19 protein-coding genes are annotated in these 25,176 nt (G+C 72.8%); 10 read left to right on the top strand and 9 right to left on the bottom strand.

All coding sequences use genetic code 11. The features are described from left to right. Positions 1 to 6: 6 nt before the first annotated feature. Positions 7 to 1,230 carry an arginine deiminase gene (locus SCAB_RS10945; protein WP_013000127.1) on the bottom strand — a complete coding sequence of 408 codons (1,224 nt, stop codon included), beginning with the start codon at positions 1,228 to 1,230 and terminating at the stop codon, positions 7 to 9. Between the two features lie 154 nt (positions 1,231 to 1,384). Between SCAB_RS10945 and SCAB_RS10950 the strand changes: the two genes are divergently transcribed. Together SCAB_RS10950 and SCAB_RS10955 are read left to right on the top strand one after the other, a co-directional pair. Then, positions 1,385 to 2,500: an SPFH domain-containing protein gene (locus SCAB_RS10950; RefSeq protein WP_013000128.1), complete on the top strand. Its 1,116-nt coding sequence runs from the start codon at positions 1,385 to 1,387 to the stop codon at positions 2,498 to 2,500. Beyond that, a complete protein-coding gene (locus SCAB_RS10955; RefSeq protein ID WP_013000129.1) occupies positions 2,497 to 3,393 on the top strand; it encodes an inorganic polyphosphate/ATP-NAD kinase in 897 nt (298 codons plus the stop codon). Before SCAB_RS10950 ends, SCAB_RS10955 begins: the two co-directional genes overlap by 4 nt. A gap of 175 nt (positions 3,394 to 3,568) precedes the next feature. Here the strand turns inward: SCAB_RS10955 and uppS are convergent, their stop codons facing one another. The 4 genes from uppS to SCAB_RS10975 form a co-directional block, all read right to left on the bottom strand. After that, the gene (gene uppS, locus SCAB_RS10960; RefSeq protein ID WP_041669048.1) at positions 3,569 to 5,428 is read right to left on the bottom strand and encodes a polyprenyl diphosphate synthase; all 1,860 of its coding nucleotides are present in this window, start codon (positions 5,426 to 5,428) and stop codon (positions 3,569 to 3,571) included. A gap of 273 nt (positions 5,429 to 5,701) precedes the next feature. Further along, on the bottom strand, positions 5,702 to 8,254 hold the full coding sequence (locus SCAB_RS10965; RefSeq protein ID WP_013000132.1) for a polynucleotide kinase-phosphatase: 2,553 nt from the start codon (positions 8,252 to 8,254) through the stop codon (positions 5,702 to 5,704). After that, positions 8,251 to 9,741, bottom strand: coding sequence for a 3' terminal RNA ribose 2'-O-methyltransferase Hen1 (locus SCAB_RS10970; RefSeq protein ID WP_013000133.1), 1,491 nt, complete (start codon positions 9,739 to 9,741; stop codon positions 8,251 to 8,253). The genes SCAB_RS10965 and SCAB_RS10970 overlap by 4 nt, the downstream gene beginning before the upstream one ends. Positions 9,742 to 9,949: 208 nt before the next feature. Beyond that, positions 9,950 to 10,873, bottom strand: coding sequence for an LLM class F420-dependent oxidoreductase (locus SCAB_RS10975; RefSeq protein ID WP_013000134.1), 924 nt, complete (start codon positions 10,871 to 10,873; stop codon positions 9,950 to 9,952). 238 nt (positions 10,874 to 11,111) lie between these two features. Here SCAB_RS10975 and SCAB_RS47665 point away from each other — a divergent pair, with 238 nt between their 5' ends. Next, positions 11,112 to 11,279: a hypothetical protein gene (locus tag SCAB_RS47665; protein WP_013000135.1), complete on the top strand. Its 168-nt coding sequence runs from the start codon at positions 11,112 to 11,114 to the stop codon at positions 11,277 to 11,279. 181 nt (positions 11,280 to 11,460) lie between these two features. Here SCAB_RS47665 and SCAB_RS10980 read toward each other — a convergent pair whose 3' ends face one another. From SCAB_RS10980 to SCAB_RS10995, 4 genes are all read right to left on the bottom strand, one after another. Beyond that, positions 11,461 to 11,940 (bottom strand): DUF6099 family protein, encoded by a 480-nt coding sequence (locus tag SCAB_RS10980; RefSeq protein ID WP_037724058.1) that lies wholly within the window; start codon positions 11,938 to 11,940, stop codon positions 11,461 to 11,463. A gap of 230 nt (positions 11,941 to 12,170) precedes the next feature. Beyond that, a complete protein-coding gene (locus SCAB_RS10985) occupies positions 12,171 to 12,533 on the bottom strand; it encodes a nucleotide pyrophosphohydrolase (RefSeq protein WP_013000137.1) in 363 nt (120 codons plus the stop codon). Continuing rightward, positions 12,520 to 13,695, bottom strand: coding sequence for an AAA family ATPase (locus SCAB_RS10990; RefSeq protein WP_037724094.1), 1,176 nt, complete (start codon positions 13,693 to 13,695; stop codon positions 12,520 to 12,522). Before SCAB_RS10990 ends, SCAB_RS10985 begins: the two co-directional genes overlap by 14 nt. 545 nt (positions 13,696 to 14,240) lie before the next feature. Then, on the bottom strand, positions 14,241 to 14,630 hold the full coding sequence (locus SCAB_RS10995) for a cell division protein SepF (protein WP_013000139.1): 390 nt from the start codon (positions 14,628 to 14,630) through the stop codon (positions 14,241 to 14,243). A 370-nt stretch (positions 14,631 to 15,000) separates the two neighbouring features. On the opposite strand from SCAB_RS10995, the gene SCAB_RS11000 reads away from it, so the two are divergent. From SCAB_RS11000 to SCAB_RS11030, 7 genes are all read left to right on the top strand, one after another. Continuing rightward, positions 15,001 to 19,215 (top strand): molybdopterin-dependent oxidoreductase, encoded by a 4,215-nt coding sequence (locus SCAB_RS11000; RefSeq protein WP_013000141.1) that lies wholly within the window; start codon positions 15,001 to 15,003, stop codon positions 19,213 to 19,215. Between the two features lie 206 nt (positions 19,216 to 19,421). Continuing rightward, positions 19,422 to 19,808, top strand: a complete 387-nt coding sequence (locus SCAB_RS11005; protein ID WP_013000142.1) for a hypothetical protein — start codon at positions 19,422 to 19,424, stop codon at positions 19,806 to 19,808. Further along, positions 19,805 to 20,422 carry a class F sortase gene (locus tag SCAB_RS11010; RefSeq protein ID WP_013000143.1) on the top strand — a complete coding sequence of 206 codons (618 nt, stop codon included), beginning with the start codon at positions 19,805 to 19,807 and terminating at the stop codon, positions 20,420 to 20,422. Before SCAB_RS11005 ends, SCAB_RS11010 begins: the two co-directional genes overlap by 4 nt. A gap of 77 nt (positions 20,423 to 20,499) precedes the next feature. Further along, entirely contained in the window at positions 20,500 to 21,000 is a 501-nt protein-coding gene (locus SCAB_RS11015) for an RNA polymerase sigma factor (protein ID WP_013000144.1), read from the top strand. Next, complete coding sequence (locus SCAB_RS11020; RefSeq protein WP_013000145.1) at positions 20,984 to 21,481, top strand: hypothetical protein; 498 nt, start codon at positions 20,984 to 20,986, stop codon at positions 21,479 to 21,481. Before SCAB_RS11015 ends, SCAB_RS11020 begins: the two co-directional genes overlap by 17 nt. An 817-nt stretch (positions 21,482 to 22,298) precedes the next feature. Then, positions 22,299 to 23,777, top strand: coding sequence for a sugar transferase (locus SCAB_RS11025; RefSeq protein WP_013000146.1), 1,479 nt, complete (start codon positions 22,299 to 22,301; stop codon positions 23,775 to 23,777). A gap of 82 nt (positions 23,778 to 23,859) precedes the next feature. Then, complete coding sequence (locus tag SCAB_RS11030; RefSeq protein ID WP_013000147.1) at positions 23,860 to 25,176, top strand: nucleotide sugar dehydrogenase; 1,317 nt, start codon at positions 23,860 to 23,862, stop codon at positions 25,174 to 25,176.

The following is a 25,176-nucleotide window of genomic DNA, read 5'->3' on the forward strand; positions in this document are numbered from 1 at the left end:
GCGCCCCTACACGGCGGATCTCTCCACGGGGCAGCTCATGCAGCGCGGCCCACCCCTCCCCCGCCCCAGCTCGCTCCCGGGAATCTCGATCACCTCGATGCCCTGCCTGCGCAGATGCGTGTTGGTGGTGGCGTTGCGTTCGTAGGCGACGACGACGCCGGGCTCGACGGCCAGGACGTTGCAGCCGTCGTCCCACTGCTCGCGTTCGGCCGCGTGGACGTCCTGCGTGGCGGTCAGGACCCGGATGGAGTCGAGGCCGAGCGCGGCGGCGATCGCGCGGTGCATGTGCTCCGGCGGATGGTCGGTGACCTTCAGCTCCTTCTCGCCGACCCCGGGTTCGATGGTGTACGAGCGGAGCATGCCGAGCCCGGCGTACTGGGTGAAGGTGTCGCCGTCGACCATGGTCATGACGGTGTCGAGGTGCATGAAGGCACGGCGTTTGGGCATGTCGAGGGCCACGATGGTCTGCGCGGAACCGGCGGCGAACAGCTTGTGCGCGAGCATCTCGACGGCCTGGGGGGTGGTGCGCTCGCTCATGCCGATGAGGACGGCGCCGTTGCCGATGACGAGGACGTCACCGCCCTCGATGGTGGACGGATAGTCGGCCTGCCCCTCCGACCAGACATGGAACGTCTCGTCACGGAAGAGGGGATGGTGCCGGTAGATCGCCTCGAAGTGGACGGTCTCGCGCTGGCGGGCCGGCCAGCGCATGGCGTTGATGGAGACCCCGTCGTAGATCCAGGCGGAGGTGTCGCGGGTGAAGAGGTGGTTGGGCAGGGGGTCGAGGAGGAAGTCGTCCAGTTCCATGACGTGGAAGCGCACGGAGGCCGGCTCCATGTGCGCGTCGAGGAACTCGCGCTTGGTCATGCCGCCGATCAGCGCCTCGACCAGTTCCGTCAGGGGAAGCGACTCGAAGGCGGCCCTGAGGTGGTCCGTGGCGAGCGGGCCGTACTCCTTCTCGTCGAAGACCCGGTCGAGGACCAGCTTCCGGGCCTCGGGGACGCGCATGACGTCGGTGAGGAGGTCGCCGAAGAGGTGGACGGCGACACCCCGGTCGCGCAGCACGTCGGCGAACCCGTCGTGCTCGGCGCGCGCCCGGCGCACCCAGAGGACGTCGTCGAAGAGCAGCGCGTCCTTGTTGCTGGGGGTGAGCCTTTTGAGCTCAAGATCCGGCCGGTGCAGGATGACGCGGCGCAGCCGCCCGGCCTCGGAGTCGACATGGAATCCCATGTCCTCATCCTGACCATTCGGGCGCGTGTTCACCCGCCGGTCGGCCGAATCGGAACCCTTCCATCTCGTCCCCTTGACGATAAGAGGCCGCTCTATTATCGTCTGAGTGACACTAAGCGGTGTCGATCAGTCATCGTGGCGAGGGGGATCATCCATGGCCGACATCACCAGACGGCTCGGCTGGCGGCATCTGCGCGGCGCGCCCACCGCACACATCCGTCACCACCGCTCCGGACGGCTCGTGCACGACGGGCCGGGGCTGAGCTTCTGGTACCGGTCGCTGAGCGCGGCGCTCTCCGAGATACCGGTGGACGACCGGGAGCTGGCGATGACCTTCCACGCCCGTACCTCCGACTTCCAGGACGTGGCGGTGCAGGCGACGGTGACGTACCGGGTGAGCGACCCGGCGACCGCCGCCGTCCGCCTGGACTTCTCCATCGACCCCGACACGGGCGTCTGGCGCGGCGCTCCCCTGGAGCAGCTGTCGACCCTGCTGACGGAGACGGCCCAGCAGCACGCGCTGGACGTCCTGGCCCGTACGACTCTGGCGTCGGCCCTCGTCGACGGTGTCGCGGCGGTCCGTGAGCGGGTGGCGAGCGGCCTGGCGGCCGAGCCCCGGCTGCCGGCCACCGGCATCGAGATCGTGGCCGTACGCGTGGTGGCGCTGCGGCCCGAGCCCGAGGTGGAGCGCGCCCTGCGCACGCCCGCGCGGGAGCAGATCCAGCAGGAGGCGGACCGGGCGACGTACGAGCGGCGGGCGGTGGCCGTCGAGCGGGAGCGGGCCATCGCGGAGAACGAGCTGGCCAGCCAGATCGAACTCGCGCGGCGCGAGGAGCAGTTGGTCGAGCAGCGGGGCACGAACGCCCGGCGGGAGGCGGAGGAGAGGGCCTCGGCCGACGCGGTGAAGGCGGGCGCGGAGGCGGCCCGGACGGTACGGCTGACCGAAGCCGAGGCCGAGCGGACGGTGAAGCTCGCGGAGGCGGAGGCGGCGCGGAGCGTGAAGCTGGCCGAGGCCGAGGCGGAGCGGCAGGTCAGGCTCTCCGAGGCGGAGGCACGGGCCGCGCGGACCGTGGGCGCGGCGCGGGCCGAGGCGCAGGCGGCCTGGCTGCGGGTGCACGCCGAGGTGGACGCGGCGACCCTGAACGCGCTCACCGCGACACGCCTCGCGGAGAACCTGCCGCACATCGAGAGCGTGACGGTGTCGCCGGACGTGCTGACCGGCCTGCTCTCCCGGCTCGGCGGGGCGGGCGGCGGCGGGAGCACGGCGTGAGCCTCGCCCCGCGGGTGGTGCTGGTCCATCGCACCACGGAGTACGAGGAGTTGGTGGCCCGCCACGGGACGCACGGGCAGGCCGCCTTCTTCCTGCGGTCCCGGGGGCGGGACATCGAGGACGTGGCCGAGCGGCACCGGCGCGAGCGCGGGGCGCTGGCGGAGGTCACGTCCTCGGTACCGCTGACCTGGCGTCAGGCGCGGGTCGAGCGGGGGGATCTGGACCGGTTCCTGTTCGCCCCCGAGGACGTCGTGGTCGTCGTCGGGCAGGACGGGCTGGTGGCCAATGTCGCCAAGTACCTCGCGGGGCAGCCGGTGGTGGGGATCAACCCCGATCCCCGGCGCAATCCGGGGGTGCTGGTGCGCCACCGGCCCGGTCAGGCGGGGAAGTTGCTCCTCTCCTCCCAGCACGGCATGGGGTCGGACGAGCTGACCATGGTGGAGGCGGTCGCCGACGACACGCAGCGGCTGGTGGCGCTCAACGAGATCTACCTCGGCGCGGCGGGGCACCAGACCGCCCGGTACCGCCTGGGGTTCGACGGCGACAGGGGTGCCGTCGAACCCCAGGCCTCGTCCGGGGTGCTGGTGGGGACGGGGACCGGGGCGAGCGGGTGGATCCGGTCCGTGTGGCAGGAGCGGGCGAGCGAGTTGGCGCTGCCCGGGCCCGGCGAGGACCGGCTGCTGTGGTTCGTGCGCGAGGCGTGGCCCTCGCCGGCCACCGGGACGTCGCTGGTGGCGGGGCAGTTGGCGGCGGCCGCCCGGCTCTGCCTCACCGTCGAGTCGGACCGGCTCATCGTCTTCGGGGACGGGATGGAGGGGGACGCGCTGGAACTGACGTGGGGGCAGACGGTGCGGGTGGGGGTGGCGGGGGTTCGGTTGCGGTTGGTGGGCTGAGATGCGGGTGCGGGTCCGGTGGGACTTCTCGCGCAGCTCCCCGCGCCCCTGAAAGCCCAGGCCCCTGCGGGCCTGCAAAGCGACGGCCCTGCGGGCCTGAAAAGCTCGGGGCGCAGCCCCTGCTTTTCAGGGGCGCGGGGAACTGCGCGACCAGCCCCCACTCACCCGCACCCGACTACTCGGCCCCCTCCACCGGTGCCGGCGCCGGCACCGACGCCGCGCCCTTGCGGCGCTTGCGGTGGGTGTAGGCGACCACGGCCTCCCACAGATCGCGGCGGTCCACCTCGGGCCAGGGCTCGTCGGTGAAGTGCAGTTCGGCGTAGTGGGCGTGCCAGGGAAGGAAGTTGGAGGTGCGGATCTCGCCGCTGGTGCGCCACAGGAGGTCCACGTCGGGCAGTGCGTGATGGGGCAGGTGCGCGGCGAAGAGCTGCTCGGAGATCCGGGCGGGGTCGACCTCGCCCGCCACCGCGGCGCGGGCCAACGCCGCGCCCGCGCGGGCCAGTTCGGCCCGGCCGCCGTAGTTGACGCAGACGTTGAAGGTGAGGCCGGTGCGGTTGCGGGTGGCATGCTCCTGGGCCCGCAGGACCTCCACCACGTCCTCCGGCAGGCCGTCGGGCGAACCCACCCAGCGCAGGCGTACGTCGTGGTCGAGGAGTTCGCCGTCGAGGAGTTCGGCGCGCATGATCGCGAAGAGTTTGGAGACCTCGTCGGGCGACCGTTTCCAGTTCTCCGTGGAGAAGGCGTAGACCGTCAGATGGGCGAGGCCGATCTCCAGGGCGCCCTGGACGACGTCCCGCAGGGCGACCGCTCCGGCGCGGTGGCCCTCGTCGCGGGGCAGTCCGAGCCCGGTCGCCCAGCGCCCGTTGCCGTCCATGACGATCGCCACGTGCCGCGGAAGATGGGCGTCGGCTATGGCCGGCGGACGGGCCCCGTCGCGGTGCGGGCGCGGCGGCAGGGGAGGTTCGGCGATCCGGGTGGTGAGCCGTTCGGGGCCGTCGGCCGGGGCGGGCACCGGCCCGTCCGGGGAACCGTCGGCGGCTGTCGTCCCACCCGCGCGGGCCCCGGCCGCCGGCCTCGCCGGGGAGTCGCCGGGCGGCAGCGTCAGCCGCCACACCACGGAGGCCCGCGCCCGCGCCGGGCCGAGGATGCGCCATTCGATGTGCCGGGGCACACGAACCGGCCGGTGCAGGACCGCCGATCCGGCGCGGACGATCGCGTCCAGCTCCGCCCCGAACAGTTCGACCGCGCTGTCGAGGACGATGGCGGGGCCCAGCGGCAGCGTGTTCCGCAGCGCCCGGCGGGAGTTCTCCAGCCACTGGCGGGCCTGACCCGCGAGGTGCGCGACCAGCCGCCGGACGCCCGGGGTCCACTCGCGGGAGAGCAGGTCGGCCGGTGCGACCTGGAAACGGTCGAGCACCTCGGCGGGGAACCACACCTGCCCGGCGTCGAGGTCCTCGGGGAGGTCGCGGAGCATGTCGGTGAGGAACAGGCCGTCCACGAAGCGGGTGAAGCCCGGCAGGTCCCGCAGGCGCACGGGCACGGGCAGCCCGGACCTGACCAGCATCCGCATCAGCTGCTCGGGCCAGCTGACGTTCTGGGCGTGCGCCCGCTCCCGCCACTCCTGCCAGGTCGCGACGCCCTCACGGCCCTCGTCCCGGCCGACCGCGTCCAGCGACCCCAACAGGTCGCCGAGGTCGAGTCCCCAGTGCCAGACCGCGTCGGTCAGGGCGTGCCGGACCGGGTCGTCGCTGGTGCCGCGGGCCAGGTCGGCCTCCAGCGCGGCCCGCCAGTCCTGGAGCCGCCGGGCGCGCTCGCTCGGGGTGCCCTCGGTGGAGTCGACCAGGTCGTCGGCGGCGGCGAGGGCCGCGTACAGGGCCCAGCAGGCGGGGCGTACGGCCGGGGGCATCAGCTGCATCAGGGCGTACTCGGTGGGCCGGGTCGAACGGACCAGCCTGCGGCACTCCTCGTACGCGGCGTCGAGTGCCGATCGCTCTCGCCCGGATCGTGATCCGGACCGCGTGATGCTGCGACGCATGGGAAACCCCACATACCTTCGAATGGGACCGATGGGACCTACTCGGGTGGCAGCGATCGCCTGCGACTGGCCGCGATCACCTTCCCCCGAGCACTGCCGGAACCGCCGGAACCATTCGAACGCAGTGCACGGCCACGCCTGACTGCGACATTATCAGCCGCATTGTCGCCCCCCGGGCGTGGGTCGGTCCGTGCCGGACGGGGGTTCCGTCCGGCACGGACCGGGGTCCTGCCGCACTCACGTCCGGGGCCCGTGGGCCCCGGACGCGGGTGGTCACAGACGGGGGTCGACCGGCTCCGACTCCAGGGCGAGTACCCCGAACACCGCCTCGTGCACCCGCCACAGCGGCTCCCCCTCGGCGAGCCGGTCCAGGGCCTCCAGGCCGAGGGCGTACTCGCGCAGGGCGAGAGACCGCTTGTGGTTGAGGAACCGGCCGCGCAGCCGGGCGAGGTTCTCGGGGCGGGTGTACTCCGGTCCGTAGATGATCCGCAGATACTCCCGGCCCCGGCACTTGATGCCCGGCTGGACCAGTCTTCCCCGGCCGTCGCGCACCACGGCCTCGACCGGCTTGACGACCATGCCCTCGCCGCCGCGGCCGGTCATCTCCAGCCACCAGTCGATCCCGGCCCGCACCGAGCCCTCGTCGCCGGTGTCGACGAAGAGGCGCCGGGTGGTCTGCAGCAGACCGCTGACGTCGAACTCCACGAGCCGGTCGATCAGGGCCAGCTGTTCGTCGTGCGGCAGGGCGGCGAGGCTGCGGCCCTGGACGGCGAGGATCTGGAAGGGGGCGAGCCGGACACCGTCGAGGCCCTCGGTGGGCCAGCAGTAACGGCGGTACGCGTCGGTGAACGCGGCCGCGTCGGCGGCCCGCTCGCGCTGCTTGTCCAGCAGCTCCCCCACGTCCAGCCCCCGGGCGGCCGCGCCCTCCAGGGCGGCCAGCGCACCCGGGAAGACCGCGCCGGAGGCCGCCCCGACGGCCGCGTACTGGGTGCGCAGCAGCCCGGACGCCTTCAGCGACCAGGGCATCAGCTCGGCGTCCAGCAGCACCCAGTCGGTGGCCAGTTCCTCCCAGAGCCCGGCCGCCCTCATCGCTTCGCGCATCCGGCCGAGGACCAGCTCGGTGCGGGCCTCGTCGTCGAAGAACGGCCGGCCGGTACGGGTGAAGAGGGAGCCCGTGGGGCCGTCCACGCCGAAGCGTTCCCGGGCCGCGTCCGCGTCGCGGCAGACCAGGACGACGGCCCGCGAGCCCATGTGCTTCTCCTCGCACACGACCCGCGCGACCCCGTCCTCCTTGTACTGCGCGAACGCCTCCGCCGGGTGCTCCAGGTAGCCGTCGATGTGCGAGGTGGCCGTGGGCGCCATGGTGGGCGGCAGGTAGGGCAGCAGGCGCGGGTCGACCGCGAAGCGGCTCATGACCTCCAGGGCCGCGGCCGCGTTCTCCTCGCGGACCGACACCCGGCCGGCGTGCCGGGTCTCGACGACCCGGCGGCCGTGCACGTCCGCCAGGTCCAGCGGCCGGCCCTCGTGCCCGCCGGGGGCCTCGGTGGCCAGCGGCCTGGCCGGCTCGTACCAGACCTTCTCGGCGGGTACGTCGACGAGTTCGCGTTCCGGCCAGCGCAGCGCGGTGAGCCTGCCGCCGAAGACGGCGCCCGTGTCGAGGCAGATGGTGTTGTTCAGCCAGGTGGCGGTGGGCACCGGGGTGTGGCCGTAGACCACGGCCGCACGGCCCCGGTAGTCCTCCGCCCACGGGTAGCGCACCGGCAGTCCGAACTCGTCGGTCTCGCCGGTGGTGTCGCCGTACAGCGCGTGGCTGCGCACCCGGCCGGAGGTCCGGCCGTGGTACTTCTCCGGCAGGCCGGCGTGGCAGACGACCAGCCGGCCGCCGTCGAGGACGTAGTGGCTGACGAGCCCGTCGATGAACTCCCGGACCTGCTGCTTGAACTCCTCGCTCTCGCCCTCCATCTGCTCGATGGTCTCGGCGAGGCCGTGGGTGTGCTGGACGTTGCGGCCCTTCAGGAAACGGCCGTACTTGTTCTCGTGGTTGCCGGGGACGCACAGGGCGTCGCCCGAGCCGACCATGGACATCACCCGGCGCAGCACACCCGGGCTGTCCGGGCCCCGGTCGACGAGGTCGCCGACGAAGACGGCCGTACGGCCCTCCGGGTGCACGCCGTCGACGTAGCCCAGCTTGCCGAGCAGCGCCTCCAGTTCGCTCGCGCAGCCGTGGATGTCGCCGACGATGTCGAACGGGCCGGTGAGGTGGGTGAGGTCGTTGAAGCGCTTCTCGGTGACGACGGTGGCGTTGTCGACGTCCTCGACCCCGCGCAGGACGTGCACCTTGCGGAAGCCCTCGCGCTCCAGGTGCCGCAGGGAGCGGCGGAGTTCGCGGGTGTGGCGCTGGATGACGCGGCGCGGCATGTCGGCGCGGTCGGTGCGGGCCGCGTTGCGCTCGGCGCACACCTCCTCCGGCACGTCGAGCACGATGGCGATCGGCAGGACGTCGTGTGTGCGCGCCAGCTCGATCAGCTGCTTGCGGGACTCCTGCTGCACGCTGGTGGCGTCGACGACCGTGCGGCGGCCGGCCGCGAGGCGCTTGCCGGCGATGTAGTGCAGGACGTCGAAGGCGTCCTTGGTCGCGCTCTGGTCGTTCTCGTCGTCGGAGACGAGACCGCGGCAGAAGTCGGACGAGATGATCTCGGTCGGCTTGAAGTGCCGCCGGGCGAACGTCGACTTGCCCGAGCCGGACGCGCCGACCAGCACCACGAGGGAGAGGTCGGTGACGGGCAGGACGCGCCCCCGGGTGGTCCGCTGTGTGTCCTCGCTCATGCCGCCTTCGCCTCCTTCTCGTTGCTGTCCTTCGCGTCGCGCCGGGTGAACACGGCCATCTGGGTGGGCGGCCCCACCTCCGGGTCGTCGGGTCCCACGGGCACGAACGCGGCCTCGTAGCCGTGGCGTTCGGCCACCGTGGCCGCCCAGGTCCGGAACTCCTGCCGCGTCCACTCGAAGCGGTGGTCGCCGTGCCGGACATGGCCGGCGGGCAGGCTCTCCCAGCGGACGTTGTACTCGACGTTCGGGGTGGTCACGAGGACGGTCCTCGGCCGGGCCGAGCCGAAGACGGAGTACTCCAGGGCGGGCAGCCTCGGCAGGTCGAGGTGCTCGACGACCTCGCTGAGCACGGCGGCGTCGTACCCCTTGAGCCGCTTGTCGGTGTAGGCGAGGGAACTCTGGAACAGCTGGACGCGGGCCGCCTGGCGCTCGCCCATGCGGTCGAGCTTCAGCCGGCGTGCGGCGATGGTGAGCGCGCGCATGGACACGTCCGTACCGACGATCTCGGTGTAGCGGACGTCCTTGAGCAGTGCCTGCACCAACTGGCCCTGGCCGCAGCCCAGGTCGAGGACTCGCGCGGCGCCGGACTCCTGGAGCGCGGAGAGGATCGCGTCCCGCCGCTGCACCGCGAGCGGTGTCGGCTTCTCCTCGCCCTCGGGTTCGCCGTCCGTGCTCTCGGCGACGGCGTTGTCGATCGCCTCGACGTCGCTGTCGTCGGCCTCCGCGAGGCGTACGAGTTCCAGGCGCTCCATGGCCTGCCGGGTCAGCGACCAGCGGCGCGAGAGGTAGCGGCTGGTGATCAGCTTGTGCTCCGGGTGGGCCGGGAGCCAGCCCTCGCCCGCGCGCAGCAGCTTGTCGACCTCGTCCGAGGAGACCCAGTAGTGCTTGGTGTCGTCGAGGACCGGCAGCAGGACGTACAGGTGGCGCAGCGCCTCGGCCAGGGTCAGCGACTCCGACTCCAGGACCAGCCGTACGTAACGGGAGGCGCCCCACTCCGGGAACGCGGAGTCCAGCGCCACCGGTTCGGCGGTGACGGTCCAGCCGAGCGGTTCGAACAGGGCGACCACGAGGTCCGGGCCGCCGCGCGCGGGCAGCGCGGGTATCTCGACCCGCAACGGGCGTGTCTGCTCCGGGAGTTCGGGCCGGGCCTTGCACTGGCCGCGCACGGCGCTGGAGAAGACGTCGTTCAGCGCGACGGCGAGGAGGGAGGAGGCCGCGTACGGGCGGTCGTTGACGTACTGCGCGAGGGCCGCGTCCGGCGCCCCGCCGCGGCCCTTGCCCTTGCCGCGCCGGACCAGCGCCACCGCGTCCACCTCCAGCAGCAGCGCGGCCGTGCACCGCTCGGCGTCCGCCTCGGGGTAGAGGACGTGGGCCTTGCCGTAGGAGGTGGAGAACGCCTGCGTCCGGTCGGGATGCTTGTGCAGCAGGAAGCCGAGATCGGTCGCGGGGCGCTCTGGGGTACCGGTGGTACTGATCGTCAGGAACACGGTGGGTTGGCCTCGTGATGAGTTGTCCGGGGCGGTTGCCCCGGTCGAGGAAGGCGTCTGAACTGCGGATACCTGCGCATCGTCTCGTTTCGGCGCGCGCCTTCCAACGTACAGGCCGGTCCGGGCCGCACTCAGGCATTTTCCGCTCGCTCCCCCGCCTCCCCGGGGAGGGGCGCGCCCGCTCCGGGGAGGCGGGCCGGTGCGCGCGCTACGTCACCTGGGAGAGCACCTGGCCGGAGATCAGCTCCAGGTGGTCGAGGTCGTCGAGGTCGAGGATCTGGAGGTAGAGACGCTGGGAGCCGATGGCCCGGTACCGGGCGATCTTGTCGACGACCTCGGCCGGGGAGCCGGCGAGGCCGTTGGCCTTCAGCTCGTCGACCTCGCGGCCGATCGCGGCGGCGCGGCGGGCGACCTCCGCGTCGTCCTTGCCCACGCAGACGACCAGGGCGTTGGAGTACACGAGGTCGTCGCCCTTGCGGCCGGCCTCCTCGGCGGCCGCGCGGACCCGGCCGAACTGGCGCTCGCTGTCCTCGATCGAGCCGAACGGCATGTTGAACTCGTCGGCGTAGCGCGCGGCGAGGCGCGGGGTGCGGCTCGCGCCGTGACCGCCGATCAGCACCGGCACCTTGGCCTGCACGGGCTTGGGCAGCGCGGGCGAGTCGGTCAGCTGGTAGTGGGTGCCCTCGTAGGAGAACGTCTTGCCGGTCTCCGTGGCCCACAGGCCGGTGACGATGGCCAGCTGCTCCTCCAGGCGGCCGAACTTCTCCTTGGGGAAGGGGATGCCGTACGCCTTGTGCTCCTCCTCGAACCAGCCGGCGCCCAGGCCGAGTTCGACCCGGCCGCCGGACATCTGGTCGATCTGGGCGACCTGGATGGCGAGCACGCCGGGCAGCCGGAAGGTGCCGGCGGTCATCAGGGTGCCGAGACGGATGCGCTTGGTCTCGCGGGCGAGTCCGGCCAGCGTGACCCAGGCGTCGGTGGGGCCGGGCAGGCCGTCCGACGAGCCCATGCTGAGGTAGTGGTCGGAGCGGAAGAAGGCGTCGAAGCCCAGGTCCTCGGTGGCCCTGGCGACGGTGAGGAGGGTGTCGTAGGTGGCGCCCTGCTGGGGCTCGGTGAAGATGCGAAGATCCATACCTCCATCCTGCATGCCCGGGCCCCGGTCGTCGGCACCGGTCCCGCCGGTGCCGTGGGGCCACGGTCGGGTGAAAATGCGCCGCTCCGGAACCTGGGGCGGGCGCGCTCCAGTGACCGGCGGGAACGGTGGTCGTTGCCCGGGAGGAGCCGGACCGCCCGGCACCCGTCGCCGGCGGCCACTGCCGGGACGCACGCACACGTGCCCCCTCGGGGGCGAGGGCCGAGGAGGCCGTCACATGTCCCAGGAAGCCGTGCCGGAGCAGGCTGCCGTGCCTGCGCAGCCGAAAGGCCTGCTCCAGCAGATGGAGGAGCTGATGGCTGCCCTGAACGCGGACCTGTCCCAGCTCGACGCGGATCTCTCGGCGCCGCGGGGCGCTGCCGCGGAGGAGAGCGGCGCCGTCTGATCCCTCCCTGAGTCGTGTTGTCCCGCGCCCGGCCTCGTCATCTGTGGCCGGGCGTTCGTCATGAGGGGCGTGGGTCGGCGTCGAGGGGCTGGTGCGGGTGAGTGGGGGCTGGTCGCGCTGTTCCCCGCGCCCCTGAAAGAGCGGGGGCGCGTGCTCCGTGAGAAGCGGGCGGCGACCCGGTTCAGCCGCCGGTGGTCGCGTCCCGTTCCGACAGGACCTGGTCCCGCACCGCCAGGCGTCGCAGCATCTCCAGGACGCGGTCCCGGGCCTCGTCCGCCGCGTCGATCGCCTCCATGCACTGCCAGTACGTCGCCTCGTCGCCGGCGCCGCTGGCCAGGCCGACGAGGGCGATGCCGACCTCGCCGAGGAGGACACCGAGCCGCACGAGCGAGTCGTGGGCGTCGCCCAACTCTGTGAGCTGGGCGGCGCGTAAGGCACCCACCCCGAGCGGGGGTGCGCCGAGTATGCCGCAGCCGCTGCCGGCCAGTTCGGTCAACCCGAGGGCCTCGCCGCGCAGTTCGGGAGGTCCCGAGACCGCGAGCCGGCTGCCGATCGCCTGGGCGAGGGCATAGGACTGCCATGCCTCCGCCATGAGCTGCGGCCCTTCGGCGCTGCCCGCCAGTGCACGCCTGCTCGCCATGATGAGCCGCACCGCATCCATGCGCTGCCCCCGACTGTCCCGACGCGCTTTCGCACGTCCGCCTGAACTCCTGCCTGTTCATTACCCACAGTGAGGGTCACTGAGACGGAAAGCCAGAGGAAGTCTGAAATCTGTGGATAACAAGTCGGCTGTGGAGAACTTTCCGACTCCGGAGAGTGACAATTGGAGGACGCGGGCGTCCGGTGGCGCGACCGGGCGCGACCCGGTGCGCCCGAACCGGTCGGGCTGTGTCAGGGCCGCCCCGGCGCCGGGAACCGCCGTTCGTTGCGGTCGATCTTCGCGTCCAGGGCCACCAGCGGATCGATGCCCAGCACCTCGCAGAGCTGGAGCAAGTAGGCGAGCACGTCCGCCACTTCGTCCGTGACACGGTGGGCGGACCCGGGGTCCGCCATGACGCGCGCGGACTCCTCCGGTGTCAGCCACTGGAAGATCTCGACGAGTTCGGACGCCTCCACGCTCAGCGCGGAGACCAGGTTCTTGGGCGTGTGGTACCGCCGCCAGTCGCGGGCGGCGGCGAACTCGGCGAGCCGTCGTTGGAGGGTCGCCACGTCGAGTTCTCGCGCGGACTCCCGGGCGGGTTCAGGATCGTTCACGGTTCAGGTCTACCACCGTCACGCCCGTCAGCCCGGCGGCCCAGGAGGCGTCGCTCACCGCTCCGGCCAGCCGGATGTGGCCGCGTTCGCACATCCGCGCCGCCAGCCGCACCAGTTCCAGCGCCTGTCGCGGGTCGAGGGACCGGTCGAGGCCGTCGGCCAGGACCGTGAGCGTCTGCAGCGCCGCGGGCACCTCCGCGACCGGATCGACCTCCAGGACACCGGGTCCGGTGAACAGCACGAGGGCGAGCGCCAGATATCTCAGCTCCCCGTCGCCGAGCAGGCCCAGGGCCGTCCGCACCCCGTCGCCCCGGTCCAGCACCCCCCGTACCGCGCCGTCGCGCAACGGCTCGGCCAGCAGGTCGAGGACGGGGCCCGCGCAGCCGTCGCGTACGGCCCCGACGAGCAGCGCGTGCCGTCGGCCGCACTCGGTGCGCGTGCGCCACAGCACCTCGGCGAGGTTGTCGCAGCCGCGCAGCAGCCGGCCGGAGCCGAGCGGTACGGCGGCACGCATCCGGCCGGGGCGCGGATCGCAGGCGTAGACGGAGCGCAGCGCGACGACCGTCTGCTCGGCGGCGGCGAGGACCCGGCGCTGGCCGTCCGTCTTCCCGGCGACCCGCAGCGGGAGCAGTGCGGTGCCGAGGCGGTCGTCGGGGAGCGGGCCGCGGGTGACCGGGGAGGTGCCGGCGGTGTGCCAGGAGGCCTGGACGACGGGGCGGCCCGGGTCGACGAGAGCCGTCTGCAGCAGGGTGAGGTTGCCGGACGTCAACCGTTCGCCCACGATGCGGAGTTCGGGCTCGGCCTGCACGGCGATGTCGAGGTGCACGGGGCCTTCGGGGCCGTCGGTGGTGCAGCCGATGCGGAAGCCGCGGCGCCGCTGGGCGTCGGGGCGGGCCCGTTCGGGGACGCAGCCGCTCGGGTCGGGGAACGCCTCGTCCAGGTGGGCGCCGCCGCCGAGTCTCGCCAGCGCCTCGTAGGCCCGGAGCGCGGTGGTCTTGCCGCTGCCGCTGCGGCCCGCGAGCAGGGTCAGGGGGCCCAGCGGCAGGAAGGCGCCCCGGTGTCCGGCGAAGGCGGAGAGCCGCAGTTCGATGACGCTCGGCCGCTCCGGACGTGCTCCGGCGTCCGCGCCGGGCGGCATCGACGACAGGGATGACACGGTCATATGCGGACCGTAGAGGCCGGTGCGCCAGGCGAACCGTTCCACCGAGTGGATCTTCCTACGATCGAGGGAGCGCCCTCGACGGGCCGAGGGCGCCCCGCCCCGGCGGGAGCGCCCCGCGGCATCCGGGAGCGGCGCGACCCGCCCCCGGGCGCCCTGCCGCACCCCGGAGGGGCAGGCGGCACCGAGGGCCTTCGGCGGGCCGGGCGGGGCAAGGGGGGCGAAGGACGCGAGTACGCCGGCCGGGCGGGGACTGCCCGGCAGAAGGGCGGGGCGACCTGACGATCGAGTCGGCGGGGAGCGCCCGCCGGAGAGGGGCCGCCGGAGAGCGCCGGACGCTCGAAGACCGGCATCACGCACCCCTGACCGGGGGGCGGGAGAGCCGAGGAACGAGGATCGAGGCCGGCTGCATCCCGGGCTCGATGATCGGTGACCGTCCCTCGGCCCGCCCCGCTGGGCGTCGGCGCCCCGGGTGTTGCCGGTGAGGGCAGGCGGCCCGTACCGGGGCTCGGGCGTCGCTGTGGGGTCCGCCGGGGGCGCGCGCCGCCTCAGACGCCCGGAACCCCGGCCCCCTCCATCAGCCCCCGCACCTCCGTACCGCGCGGGGTGAGAAGGAACACGTTTCTGTCCACTCGGTGCATTCCGCTGGCGAGGCCGAAAACGACCCCCGTGCTGAAATCCAGTACACGCTTGGCGGTGTCGGCCTCCGCGCCGGAGAGATCCAGCAGCACCGGAATGCCCGCCATCAGCGTTTCCGCCACGTCACGGGCGTCCGCGAACACGTTGACGCGCAGCACCACGAAGCGGCGGCGGGCCTCCGTCTCGGCTTCCGGTATGGTCCGGTGGCCGACCGCGGACGGCCAGGCGTCCCGGCCCCGCAACGGCACGACCTGGGCGAGCCCCTCCCACTGTTCGTCGGTGACATCGTGGCTGTTCACCCTGTTCACCGGCCTTCCCCCTGGCTCGCACTGAATGACTGCATCAGCCAATTCTTACGCATGGTCACCCGTTCGGCCCAACAACGACACGGACCGCGACCCGTGCTTCCGGGACAACGGCCGGAACCCGCCCTCACAGCCCCTTGCGCGGCCCTGTGTGGCGGGCGTAACGCCTCATGATCAGGTCATGTGACACAGGCGTAACGGGCAATTCGTACGATCGGTCCTGCCGGGCCACGCCCCGGAGCTGAGCGGAAGCCGACCCTCCGCCGTACCGGAGAAGCAACCGGCCCGCCGTACCGGACAGCGACGGCGGGCCGGTCCGCACGACCGACCGGACACCCCGGACGCCGACAGAGAGGGGCCGCCCGTGGCCGCCGAGGGCCCGCAGGGCACCACGACCCAGGTGCGGACCGTGTGCTCGTACTGCGGCGTCGGCTGCGGCATGCTCCTGGACGTCGGGGCGGGTCCCGACGGCCGGCGGACGGTCCTGAGGGCGACGGGCGACAAGGCGCACCCGGCGAACTTCGGCCGCCTGTGCACCAAGGGCGCCACCACGGCCGACATGCTGTCCGCGCCCGGCCGCCTCACCACCGCCCTCGTACGGGCGGACCGGGGCGACGGACCGGTCCCCGCGCCCGTCTCCGAAGCGATCACCGAGACCGCCCGGCGGCTGCGCGCGATCATCGACGAGCACGGGCCCGACGCGTTCGCCTTCTACGTCTCCGGCCAGATGAGCCTCGAAGCCCAGTACCTGGCCAACAAGCTGGCCAAGGGCTTCATCCGCACCAACCAGATCGAGTCCAACTCCCGGCTGTGCATGGCGAGCGCGGGTACGGGTTACAAGCTGTCCCTGGGCGCCGACGGACCGCCCGGCTCGTACGAGGACCTCGACAGGGCGGACGTCTTCCTCGTCATCGGCTCGAACATGGCGGACTGCCATCCGATCCTGTTCCTGCGGATGATGGACCGGGTCAAGGCGGGCGCGAAGCTGATCGTCGTCGATCCGCGCCGCACGGCGACGGCCGAGAAGGCCGATCTCTTCCTGCGGATCCGTCCGGGAACCGATCTGGCCCTGCTCAACGGACTTCTCCACCTGCTGCACGCGAACGGGCACACCGACCCCGGCTTCATCGCCGCCCACACCGAGGGCTGGGAGGCGATGCCCGCCTTCCTCGCCGACTACGCCCCGGACGCCGTCGCCGGGATCACCGGCATCCCCGAGGAGGACATTCGCGAGGCGGCCCGGCTCATCGGCGAGGCCGCCGAGTGGACGAGCTGCTGGACCATGGGGCTCAACCAGTCCACGCACGGCACCTGGAACACCAACGCGCTCGTCAATCTGCATCTGGCGACCGGCGCGATCTGCCGGCCGGGCAGCGGTCCCTTCTCGCTCACCGGGCAGCCGAACGCCATGGGCGGGCGCGAGATGGGCTACATGGGCCCGGGGCTGCCGGGGCAGCGGTCCGTGCTGGTGGACGAGGAGCGGGCGTTCGTCGAGGAGCTGTGGGGGCTGGCCCCCGACAGCCTGCGCGCCGACGGGGTCGGCAAGGGCACGGTCGAGATGTTCCGGAAGATGGCCGACGGGGAGATCAGGGCCTGCTGGATCATCTGCACCAACCCGGTCGCCTCGGTCGCCAACCGCAGGACCGTGATCGAGGGCCTGGAGGCCGCCGAGTTCGTCGTCACGCAGGACGTCTTCGCCGACACCGAGACCAACGCGTACGCCGATGTCGTCCTGCCCGGCGCGCTGTGGACGGAGTCCGAGGGCGTCCTCGTCAACAGCGAACGCACCCTCACGCTCGCCGCCCCGGCCGCCGACCCGCCGGGCGAGGCGATGGCCGACTGGCGGATCATCGCGGCCGTCGCACGGGAGATGGGGTTCGAGAAGGGGTTCTCGTACGACACCGCCGAGCAGGTCTTCGAGGAGATCAAGCAGGCGTGGAACCCGAGGACCGGGTGGGATCTGCGGGGTGTGAGCCACGAGCGGCTGCGGTCGGGTCCCGTGCAGTGGCCCGCGGCGGCGGAGGACGGACCGGCGCGCAATCCGATCCGGTACGCCGGGGCCGGGGCGGACGGCGCCCTCCTCTTCCCCACCGCCAGTGGACGGGCCGTGTTCCACGCCCGGCCGCATCTGCCGGCCGCCGAGATGCCGGACGACGACTATCCGTTCGTGCTGAACACCGGGCGGCTGCAGCACCAGTGGCACACCCTGACGAAGACGGGCCGGGTCGCCAAGCTCAACAAGCTGAATCCCGGGCCGTTCGTGGAGGTGCACCCACAGGACGCGGACGAACTGGGCCTGCGCGACGGGGACGGTGTGGAGGTCGCCTCACGGCGGGGGCGTGCCGTACTCCCGGCCGTGGTGTCGGACCGTGTGATGCCCGGCTGCGTGTTCGCGCCGTTCCACTGGAACGACCTGTTCGGGGAGTACCTGAGCATCAACGCGGTGACGAGCGACGCGGTGGATCCGCTGTCGTTCCAGCCGGAGTTGAAGGTGTGCGCGGTGTCGCTGGCGAAGGTGGCGGCGCCGGTCCGCACTCCGGCGACGCCCGCCGCCGCGCCGACGGGCGCCGGTGTACCGGCGACGGTGCCGCCGCCGTCGACCGTGCCGCCGTCGGTGGCCGTGCCGGCCGCGGTCGCCCCCGGTGCCGACGTCTTCGGTCTCGACCCCTCACCGCCGCCCGTGCTCTCCGCCCAGGAACGCCGGTACCTCACCGGCTTCCTCGCCGGGCTCGGCTCCGGGGTGCAGGGGGTGCCCGTACTGCCGGCGGACGCGCCGTTCAGCCCCGAGCACGCGTTGTGGGTGAACGGGGTGCTCGCCGGAATGTACTCGCGGACGGCGGCCCCGGCCCCCGCACCCGTCGCCGGTACCGGCACCGCCGGGCGCGAGGTCGTGGTGCTGTGGGCCTCGCAGACCGGCACGGCCGAGGAGTTCGCGGTGGCGGCCGCCGAGCATCTGGGAGCCGCGGGCCACCGGGCCACGCTGGTCGGGATGGACGAGGCGGAACCGGAGCGACTGCCGCTCGGGGCCGACCTGTTGCTGATCACCAGCACCTTCGGCGACGGTGACGCGCCCGACAACGGCTCCGGGTTCTGGGACGCGCTCTCCCACCGGGAGGCCCCCCGCCTGGACGGCGTGCGCTACGCCGTACTGGCCTTCGGCGACTCCTCCTACGACGACTTCTGCGGGCACGGGCGCCGCCTCGACGCCCGGCTCGACGAGCTGGGCGCGGTGCGGCTGGCCCCGCGCACGGACTGCGAGCCGGACTACGAACCGTCGGCGGACGCCTGGCTGGGCCAGGTCATCACCGCACTGGCCACGGAGACGGACGCGGATACGCCCGGGACCCGGGACGCGGGCACGGCCGGCACCCGGACAGCGGCACCGGGGGCCACCACCGCCGCCGTTCCCGCCGCCCCGCGGCTCGCCGCCCCCGCACTCGCGCCCGCGCCCGTCCGGCCCGCGAAGCCCGCGCCCGCCACCGCCCGGCTGGTCGGCAACCGGCTGCTCAGCCTGCCCGGCGCCGGCAAGGAGGTGCGCCGCTTCACCTTCGACACCAGCGGGACCGGCCTGACGTACGAGGCGGGCGACGCGCTCGGGGTGCGGCCGGTCAACTCGGCCGGTCCGGTGGCGGAATGGCTGGCGGTAACGGGGCTGGACGGCTCGGCTCCGGTGGAGGTCGCCGGGGTGGGCGCGGTGCCCTTCGCCGAGGCCCTGCACCGGCATCTCGACATCACCCGGATCACCCCGGACCTGCTCCGCTTCGTCTCCGAACGGACGCGGGACAACCGGGAGCTGAAGAAGCTGATGCGTCCGGACAACAAGGACGGGCTGGCCCAGTGGTCCTGGGGCCGGCAGGCCGTGGACGTGGTGGCCGAGTTCGCCGTGCGGGCCTCCGGCGAGGAGTGGGCGGGTGTCTTCAAACGGCTGCAGCCCCGGCTGTACTCGATCTCGTCGAGCCCGCTCGTCGACCCGCACCACATCTCGCTGACGGTGTCGGTCGTGCGGTACGAGAACCTGCGCGGACTCGCGCGCGGCGGGGTCTGCTCGCCCTTCCTCGCGGACGGCGAGGCGGACCTGGAGGTGCCGGTCTTCGTGCAGCGCTCGCCGCACTTCCGGCCGCCCGCCGACCCGGCGACCCCCATGGTCATGGTCGGTCCGGGCACCGGTGTCGCCCCCTTCATCGGCTTCCTCCAGGAACGACGGGCCCTCGGACACCGGGCGCCCAACTGGCTGTTCTTCGGGGAGCAGCACCGGGCGACGGACTTCTACTACCGGCAGGAGCTGGCGGATCTCCAGGAGTCCGGTGTGCTCGGCCGGCTGGACACCGCCTTCTCCCGTGACCAGCGGGCCAAGGTCTACGTCCAGGACCGTATGCGCGAGCACGGGCCCGAGCTGTGGCACTGGCTCCAGGACGGCGCCCGCTTCTACGTCTGCGGCGACGCGTCCCGCATGGCGAAGGACGTGGACCGGGCCCTGCGGGACGTCGCGGTCGCCCACGGCGGGATGACCGAGGACGAGGCCGCCGCGTACGTGAAGCAGCTCGCGACGGAGAAGCGGTACGTCCGCGACGTGTACTGAGCCCACGCTCCCTCCTCCCCTCCCGCCCCGCTCCCTTTCACGGCTTTGCCATCTCTTTACAACGTGCTCCCCCGCTGTCTCGTCTCTCCGCTCGACATCTGATGCCGCCGCGTGCCGGTGACCGGCCGGGCGGCACACGAAGCCGTCGCCCCCGCCGAACACGGCAGCGGGTGAGGCCCGTTGAGCCCGACGAGAGAGAGCGACCCATGCGCCGAACCGTCCTCAGTGCCACGGCACTCGTGTTCACCGCCGTACTGGCGACCGCGCCGTCCGCGTTCGCCGACGACACGAGCCCGACCACCGCCCCGCGCGAGGCATCCACCGCACCGAGCGCGGCACCGAGCGCGGTCCCCTCCGCCCCGGCCGAGGAGCCCGCGACCCGACCCACCAAGGTCCCGGACCGCCGGGACGCGAGCCCGGCGCCGAGCCAGGTCTCCGTCGTTCCCAGCGGCGCGCCCGACACGGGGGCGGCGACCGGCTCGGAGGGATCCGGCAGCACGGGCGTGCTGGCCGGTACGGGCGCCACCGCCCTGCTCGTCGGCGGCGGCGCGGCCGTCGTGCTGCTGCGCCGCCGGCGGGCGAACGGGGCGTGACCTTGTTCTCCAGGCGCGCCTTCGCCGCCGCGGCGGCGGCCTCGCTGCTCGTGGGCTGCGACGACCGGCGGACCGACCGCACCACGACCGCACCCCCCGCGGGCGACCCGGCCCCGTCACCCCCGGCCGCGCCGTCCGGCGCCGTACGGCCCCTCGGCCGTTCGGTCCCGGTCCGGCTGCTGATCCCGGGCATCGGGGTGGACACCCCTCTCATCCGGCTGGGGCTGGCCCCGGACGGCACGGTGGAGGTGCCCCCGATCACGGCGCACGACCGGGCGGGCTGGTACGAGCACTCGCCGACCCCGGGACAGACCGGCCCGTCGGTGATCCTGGGCCATGTCACGGTCGGCCGTCACGGCGACGGGGTGTTCCGCCGGCTCGCGACGCTGCGGCGGGGCGAGCGGATCGAGGCGCGCCTGGAGAACGGCACGGCAGCTCGGTTCACCGTCGACGCCGTGACGACGGTCGCCAAGTCCGCCTTCCCGACGGACGAGGTCTACGGGAACGTGGCCCGTCCCGCCCTGCGTCTGGTCACCTGCGGGGGCCCGCGCAACGGGAGCGAGTACCGCGACAACGTGATCGTCTTCGCCACGCTGAGCCCCCCGGCCCGGTGACCCCCGGCCCGCACCCGGATCCCGCGGCCGGCCCGTCACCGCTGCCGCTCGCCGCACCACCACGACCATGGAGAGCGTTGAAACGGTCCCGTGAGAAGGCCGCGTCCGAACTGTTCGCCGCCCTCTATCCGCGCCTCGCCGGCTGGTGCCGTCGGCTCGTCGACGACGACGGGACGGCCCACGAGATCGCGTCGGAGGCGTTCACCCGGCTGTGGGCCCGCTGGACGTCCGTGGCGGAGCCGCACGGATTCCTCTATGTCACCGCGGCCAACCTGGTGCGGGACCACTGGCGCAGGACGGAACGCGAACGCAGGGCGATGCGGCGGGTCACCGCCGAGGCCTCGGTGCGTCCGCTGCCGGACCACGCCGAGTCGTCCGACCCCTCGGTGCGGCTGCTCGTGCAGTCACTGCCGGAACGGCTGCGCGTGCCGATCCTGTTGCACTACTACGCTGACATGCCGATCCGGGAGGTGTCCGTGCTGACCGGACGCAAGGAGGGAACGGTCAAGGCCGACCTCCACGCGGCCCGCGAACTGCTCCGCGCCCATCTGAGGAGAAGCCTTGACCACACGCCCTGACGAGGGCCCGGGGTTCGCGCCCGACGACGACCCGCTCACGGTCGTCCTGCGTCCCCCCGCCGTCCATCTCGGGCCGCCCCCCGGCCAGTTCGAGACCGTGCGCCGCGCCGCCGCCCGGCGCCGGCTGGTGCGCGCCGCGGCCGGTGCCGCCGCCGCCTGCGCGGCCGTCGCGCTCGTCGTCCTGCCGGTGCGCCTCGCCGGGAGCGACACCCCCCGCTCCCCCTCGGTCCCCCTGGCCCCGCCCCCCGCGACCGGCAGCCCCTCCCCCGCCCCGTCGGACTCCGGCACCCCTTCTCCCGGCGAACAGCGCCCGACCCCGGCCCCCTCGACCCGGCCGGAGAAGACCGGCGCCGAGACCACCGTGCCGTCGGCGAGCCCGTCCACGGCCACCGAACGAACGGAGCGGCCCGCCGCGTCGTCACCGACCCCGGCCCGTCCCTCCGAAGCCCCGGCCCGGCGCTCGACGCCCCGCTCGGGCTGAGCGCCGGCTCTGCCGGCCCACCTCGGCGATGCGGTGCGCCCGTCGAACAGAGTGGCGCCCGGGACGATCACGGCGGTCGTCCGGTCCGGCCGCACTCGGTGCGAGGCCGGACCGGACCCGGGGCGGGTGCCTCGGGGCACCGTCACGATCAAGTCGCGGCGCCTCGCGGGGCTGATCGATCACGTTGTTCCGGCCGGGCGGACGGGCGGCTCGGCCGCCTGCCCTGACCAGCGGAAAGGAGAGCCGGAACCGGGCGCCGCGGAATCCGGGTCCGGTGGCCCGGTGAGGCTCCTGAAACACCCGATGGCGTAAAGGCGTCCATAGGCGGCCACCCTTGGTCGTTTCAGCCCCAAAGCTTGAACACAAATTACACACATCCCCTCTTCAAGACTGGCCCCGATGGTCTAGATTGACCGTGCTTCAGCTGTTCGAGCACGAGGCGACCGTTAATGATCAATAGGTCCAGCCCTGGGGAAAATTCGCTTTCGCGACCCCGTCGCCGGGCGTAGGGGTGATCATTCCCGGAGCCCGGGAGGGGGCCTTGGGTGCGGGGAGCACCCGGGATTTCGAGAGTTCTCGCGCGCCTCGAAAGCCCACGGGCCGTAGGTGTCCACCGCCGCCGGGACGAGTGGACGGAGCAGTACCGGCACGGCCGGATGTCCGGCGCGGGAGGCGGGGGCCTCCCGGAAGAAGCAAGCGCGAACGCGGGGGCGGGGGCCTCCCGAGGGGAGGGACGGTACGGGGGGCGGGGGCCTCCCGGGGCGAGGAAACAGTGTGCGGCGAACACGTCGAACCACTGGGAACCTTGGGGGGTTCTGTGCGGCAAGGGGAATTGGTCAGCCCGTTTCCGTCGGCGCGGGGGCGTCTGGCGAGCGGGGCCATCAGCGGGACCACGATCGAGTGGGAGCAGCGCTACCGCCGTACCGTGATCATGAGCGACACCGTGGCCACGGCCACCGTGGTGGCGGCGATCGGTAATTTCTTCGGGGCCCGGGACGCGGCCAACTGGCACGAGAAGTGGGGAATTCTTGCATTCGGCACCGAACTGCTGGTGCTGGGTGCGCTCGCGGTGAGCCGGGCATGGGCTCCCGCCGTACTCGGCCAGGGTGCCGAGGAATTCCGCCGGCTCGGACGTTCGCTGTTCACGGCGACCGTCGTGCTCGCGCTCGGCGGAATCGCTCTCACCTCGCGCAACATCAAACTCTGGATCTTCGTCGCCATTCCCGCGATCGCGCTGGTCACCATGACCGTGCGTTATCTGCTGCGTCTTTCCCTGCACAGACAGCGCAAGGAGGGGCGGTGTCTGAGACCGGTGCTCGCCGCCGGGAGCCCGGCCACCGTGAGTGATCTGATCGCCCGGACACGCAAGTTCCCGCACCTGGGCTGGCGGGTGGACGCGGTGTGCACCACGGACGGCCTCGGCTTCGGCGGTGAGTTCCTGGACGGCGTGCCGGTGGTCGGCGGTCTGGCGGACGTCGCGGGCCATGTCCGCCGCGACGGCTACCGCGTCGTCGCGGTCACCCCGGACCCGCACTGGTCACCGCACCGGCTGCAGCGGCTGGCCTGGAACCTCGAAGGCAGCGACGCCGAGATGGTCGTGGCCCCGGTGCTGATGGAGGTGGCCGGCCCCCGGCTGCACGTCGACGCGGTGCTCGGGATCCCGCTGCTGCGGGTCAGCATGCCGGCCTTCACCGGGGGCCGCCGGGCGGTCAAGGAAGTCGTCGACCGCATAGGCGCAACGATTCTGCTGATGCTGTTCGCGCCGCTGATGGCCCTCGTCGCGCTGTTGGTGCTCATGGACAGCCGGGGCGGGGCGTTCTACCGCCAGCGCCGGGTCGGCAAGGACGGCCGCGAGTTCACCATCCTCAAGTTCCGCACCATGGTCACCGGCGCGCACAAGGCACGCGACGCGCTGGCCGACCGCAACGAGGGCGCCGGGCCGCTGTTCAAGCTGCGCCGGGATCCGCGGGTGACCCGGGTGGGGGCGGTGCTGCGCCGCTACTCGCTCGACGAACTCCCCCAGCTCCTCAACGTACTCACCGGATCGATGTCGCTCGTCGGTCCGCGCCCGCCGCTGCCGGAGGAGTCCGCCGCGTACGGCCCGGACATCCGGCGGCGGCTGCTGGTCAAGCCCGGCCTCACCGGTCTGTGGCAGATCAGCGGACGCAGCGACCTGTCGTGGGAGGAGGCGGTGCGCCTGGACCTGCGGTACGTGGAGGACTGGTCGCTCGCCCTCGACAGCGTGATCCTCTGGAAGACGCTGCGCGCGGTGATCCACGGGCAGGGGGCCTACTGATGCGCCGGGAACCGCAACTCGACGACGCCGCCGAAGCGCGGACCGCAGGCCGTGGGGGCCTGCCTGGGGGGAGGAACGGGTCATGAGAGTCAGCGTTTTCGGGCTCGGCTACGTGGGCTGTGTGTCGGCCGCGTGCCTGGCCAGCATGGGGCACGAGGTCGTCGGGGTGGACGTGAACCAGGTGAAGGTCGACCTGGTCAACGACGGCAAGGCCCCGGTGGTGGAGGAGCGGATCGGCGAACTGATCGCCGAGGTCGTACGGACCGGTGCGCTGCGCGCCACCGCCGACGTCCGTGAGGCGATCATGGACAGCGAGGTGTCGCTGGTCTGCGTGGGCACGCCCTCGGAGCCCAACGGCAGCCTGTGCACCACCTACTTGGAGCGGGTCACCGAGGAGATCGGCGCCGCGCTCGCCGAACGCGGCGGGCGGCACACGGTCGTGTTCCGCAGCACCATGCTGCCGGGCACCTGTCTGAACCTGCTGGTGCCGATCCTGGAGAAGTACGTCGGCGGCACGGCCGGGGTGGACGTCGGGGTCGCGGTCAACCCCGAGTTCCTGCGCGAGGGCACGAGCGTCAAGGACTTCTTCGACCCGCCGAAGACCGTCATCGGCGAACTCGACACGGCGAGCGGCGACGCGGTGCTCGCGCTCTACGACGGCCTGCCCGGCGAGGTGTTCCGGGTGCCGGTCCCGACGGCCGAGGCGATCAAGTACGCGGACAACGCCTTCCACGGCCTCAAGATCGGCTTCGCGAACGAGCTGGGCGCGGTGTGCCAGGCCCTCGGCGTGGACTCGCACCAGGTGATGGACGTGTTCCTGGCCGACCGCAAGCTGAACATCAGCCCCGCCTACCTGCGGCCCGGCTTCGCCTTCGGCGGCTCCTGCCTGCCCAAGGACCTGCGCAGCCTGGTCCACGCGGCCCAGCGGGCCGACGTGTCCGTGCCCATCCTGTCCCATGTGCTGCCCTCCAACGCCGACCATCTGCAGCGCGCGGTGGAGCTGGTCGAGCGCACCGGCAGGCGCCGGGCGGGACTGTTCGGGCTGTCCTTCAAGCCCGGCACGGACGACCTGCGCGAGAGCCCGCTCGTCGAGCTGGCGGAGAGGCTGTTCGGCAAGGGGTACGACCTGAAGATCTACGACGCCAACGTGAGCCTGTCCCGGCTGCTCGGCGCCAACCGCGAGTACATCGAGACCCGGCTGCCGCACCTCGCCCAGCTGCTCGCGGACTCCGTCGAGGAGGTGCTCGAACACGCCGAGGTGGTCCTGGTCGGTACCCGGGACCCGGCCGTGCTGTCGGCGCTGCCGCACGGCGACGGCCGGGTGATCGTCGATCTCGTCCACCTTCCCGACGCCGACACGCGCCGGACCGAACCGGGGTACGTGGGCCTTGCCTGGTGA

It is taken from the genome of Streptomyces scabiei 87.22, assembly GCF_000091305.1.
Classification (GTDB): domain Bacteria; phylum Actinomycetota; class Actinomycetes; order Streptomycetales; family Streptomycetaceae; genus Streptomyces; species Streptomyces scabiei.

Excerpts from the sequence above, each read along its gene's own strand:
- SCAB_RS10950 (WP_013000128.1), top strand. The coding sequence starts at position 1,385 with ATGGCCGACATCACCAGACGGCTCGGCTGGCGGCATCTGCGCGGCGCG.
- SCAB_RS10990 (WP_037724094.1), bottom strand. The coding sequence starts at position 13,695 with ATGACCGTGTCATCCCTGTCGTCGATGCCGCCCGGCGCGGACGCCGGA.
- SCAB_RS10980 (WP_037724058.1), bottom strand. The coding sequence starts at position 11,940 with ATGGATGCGGTGCGGCTCATCATGGCGAGCAGGCGTGCACTGGCGGGC.
- SCAB_RS11030 (WP_013000147.1), top strand. The coding sequence starts at position 23,860 with ATGAGAGTCAGCGTTTTCGGGCTCGGCTACGTGGGCTGTGTGTCGGCC.
- SCAB_RS10965 (WP_013000132.1), bottom strand. The coding sequence starts at position 8,254 with ATGAGCGAGGACACACAGCGGACCACCCGGGGGCGCGTCCTGCCCGTC.
- SCAB_RS10945 (WP_013000127.1), bottom strand. The coding sequence starts at position 1,230 with ATGGGATTCCATGTCGACTCCGAGGCCGGGCGGCTGCGCCGCGTCATC.
- SCAB_RS47665 (WP_013000135.1), top strand. The coding sequence starts at position 11,112 with ATGTCCCAGGAAGCCGTGCCGGAGCAGGCTGCCGTGCCTGCGCAGCCG.
- SCAB_RS11005 (WP_013000142.1), top strand. The coding sequence starts at position 19,422 with ATGCGCCGAACCGTCCTCAGTGCCACGGCACTCGTGTTCACCGCCGTA.
- SCAB_RS10975 (WP_013000134.1), bottom strand. The coding sequence starts at position 10,873 with ATGGATCTTCGCATCTTCACCGAGCCCCAGCAGGGCGCCACCTACGAC.
- uppS (WP_041669048.1), bottom strand. The coding sequence starts at position 5,428 with ATGCGTCGCAGCATCACGCGGTCCGGATCACGATCCGGGCGAGAGCGA.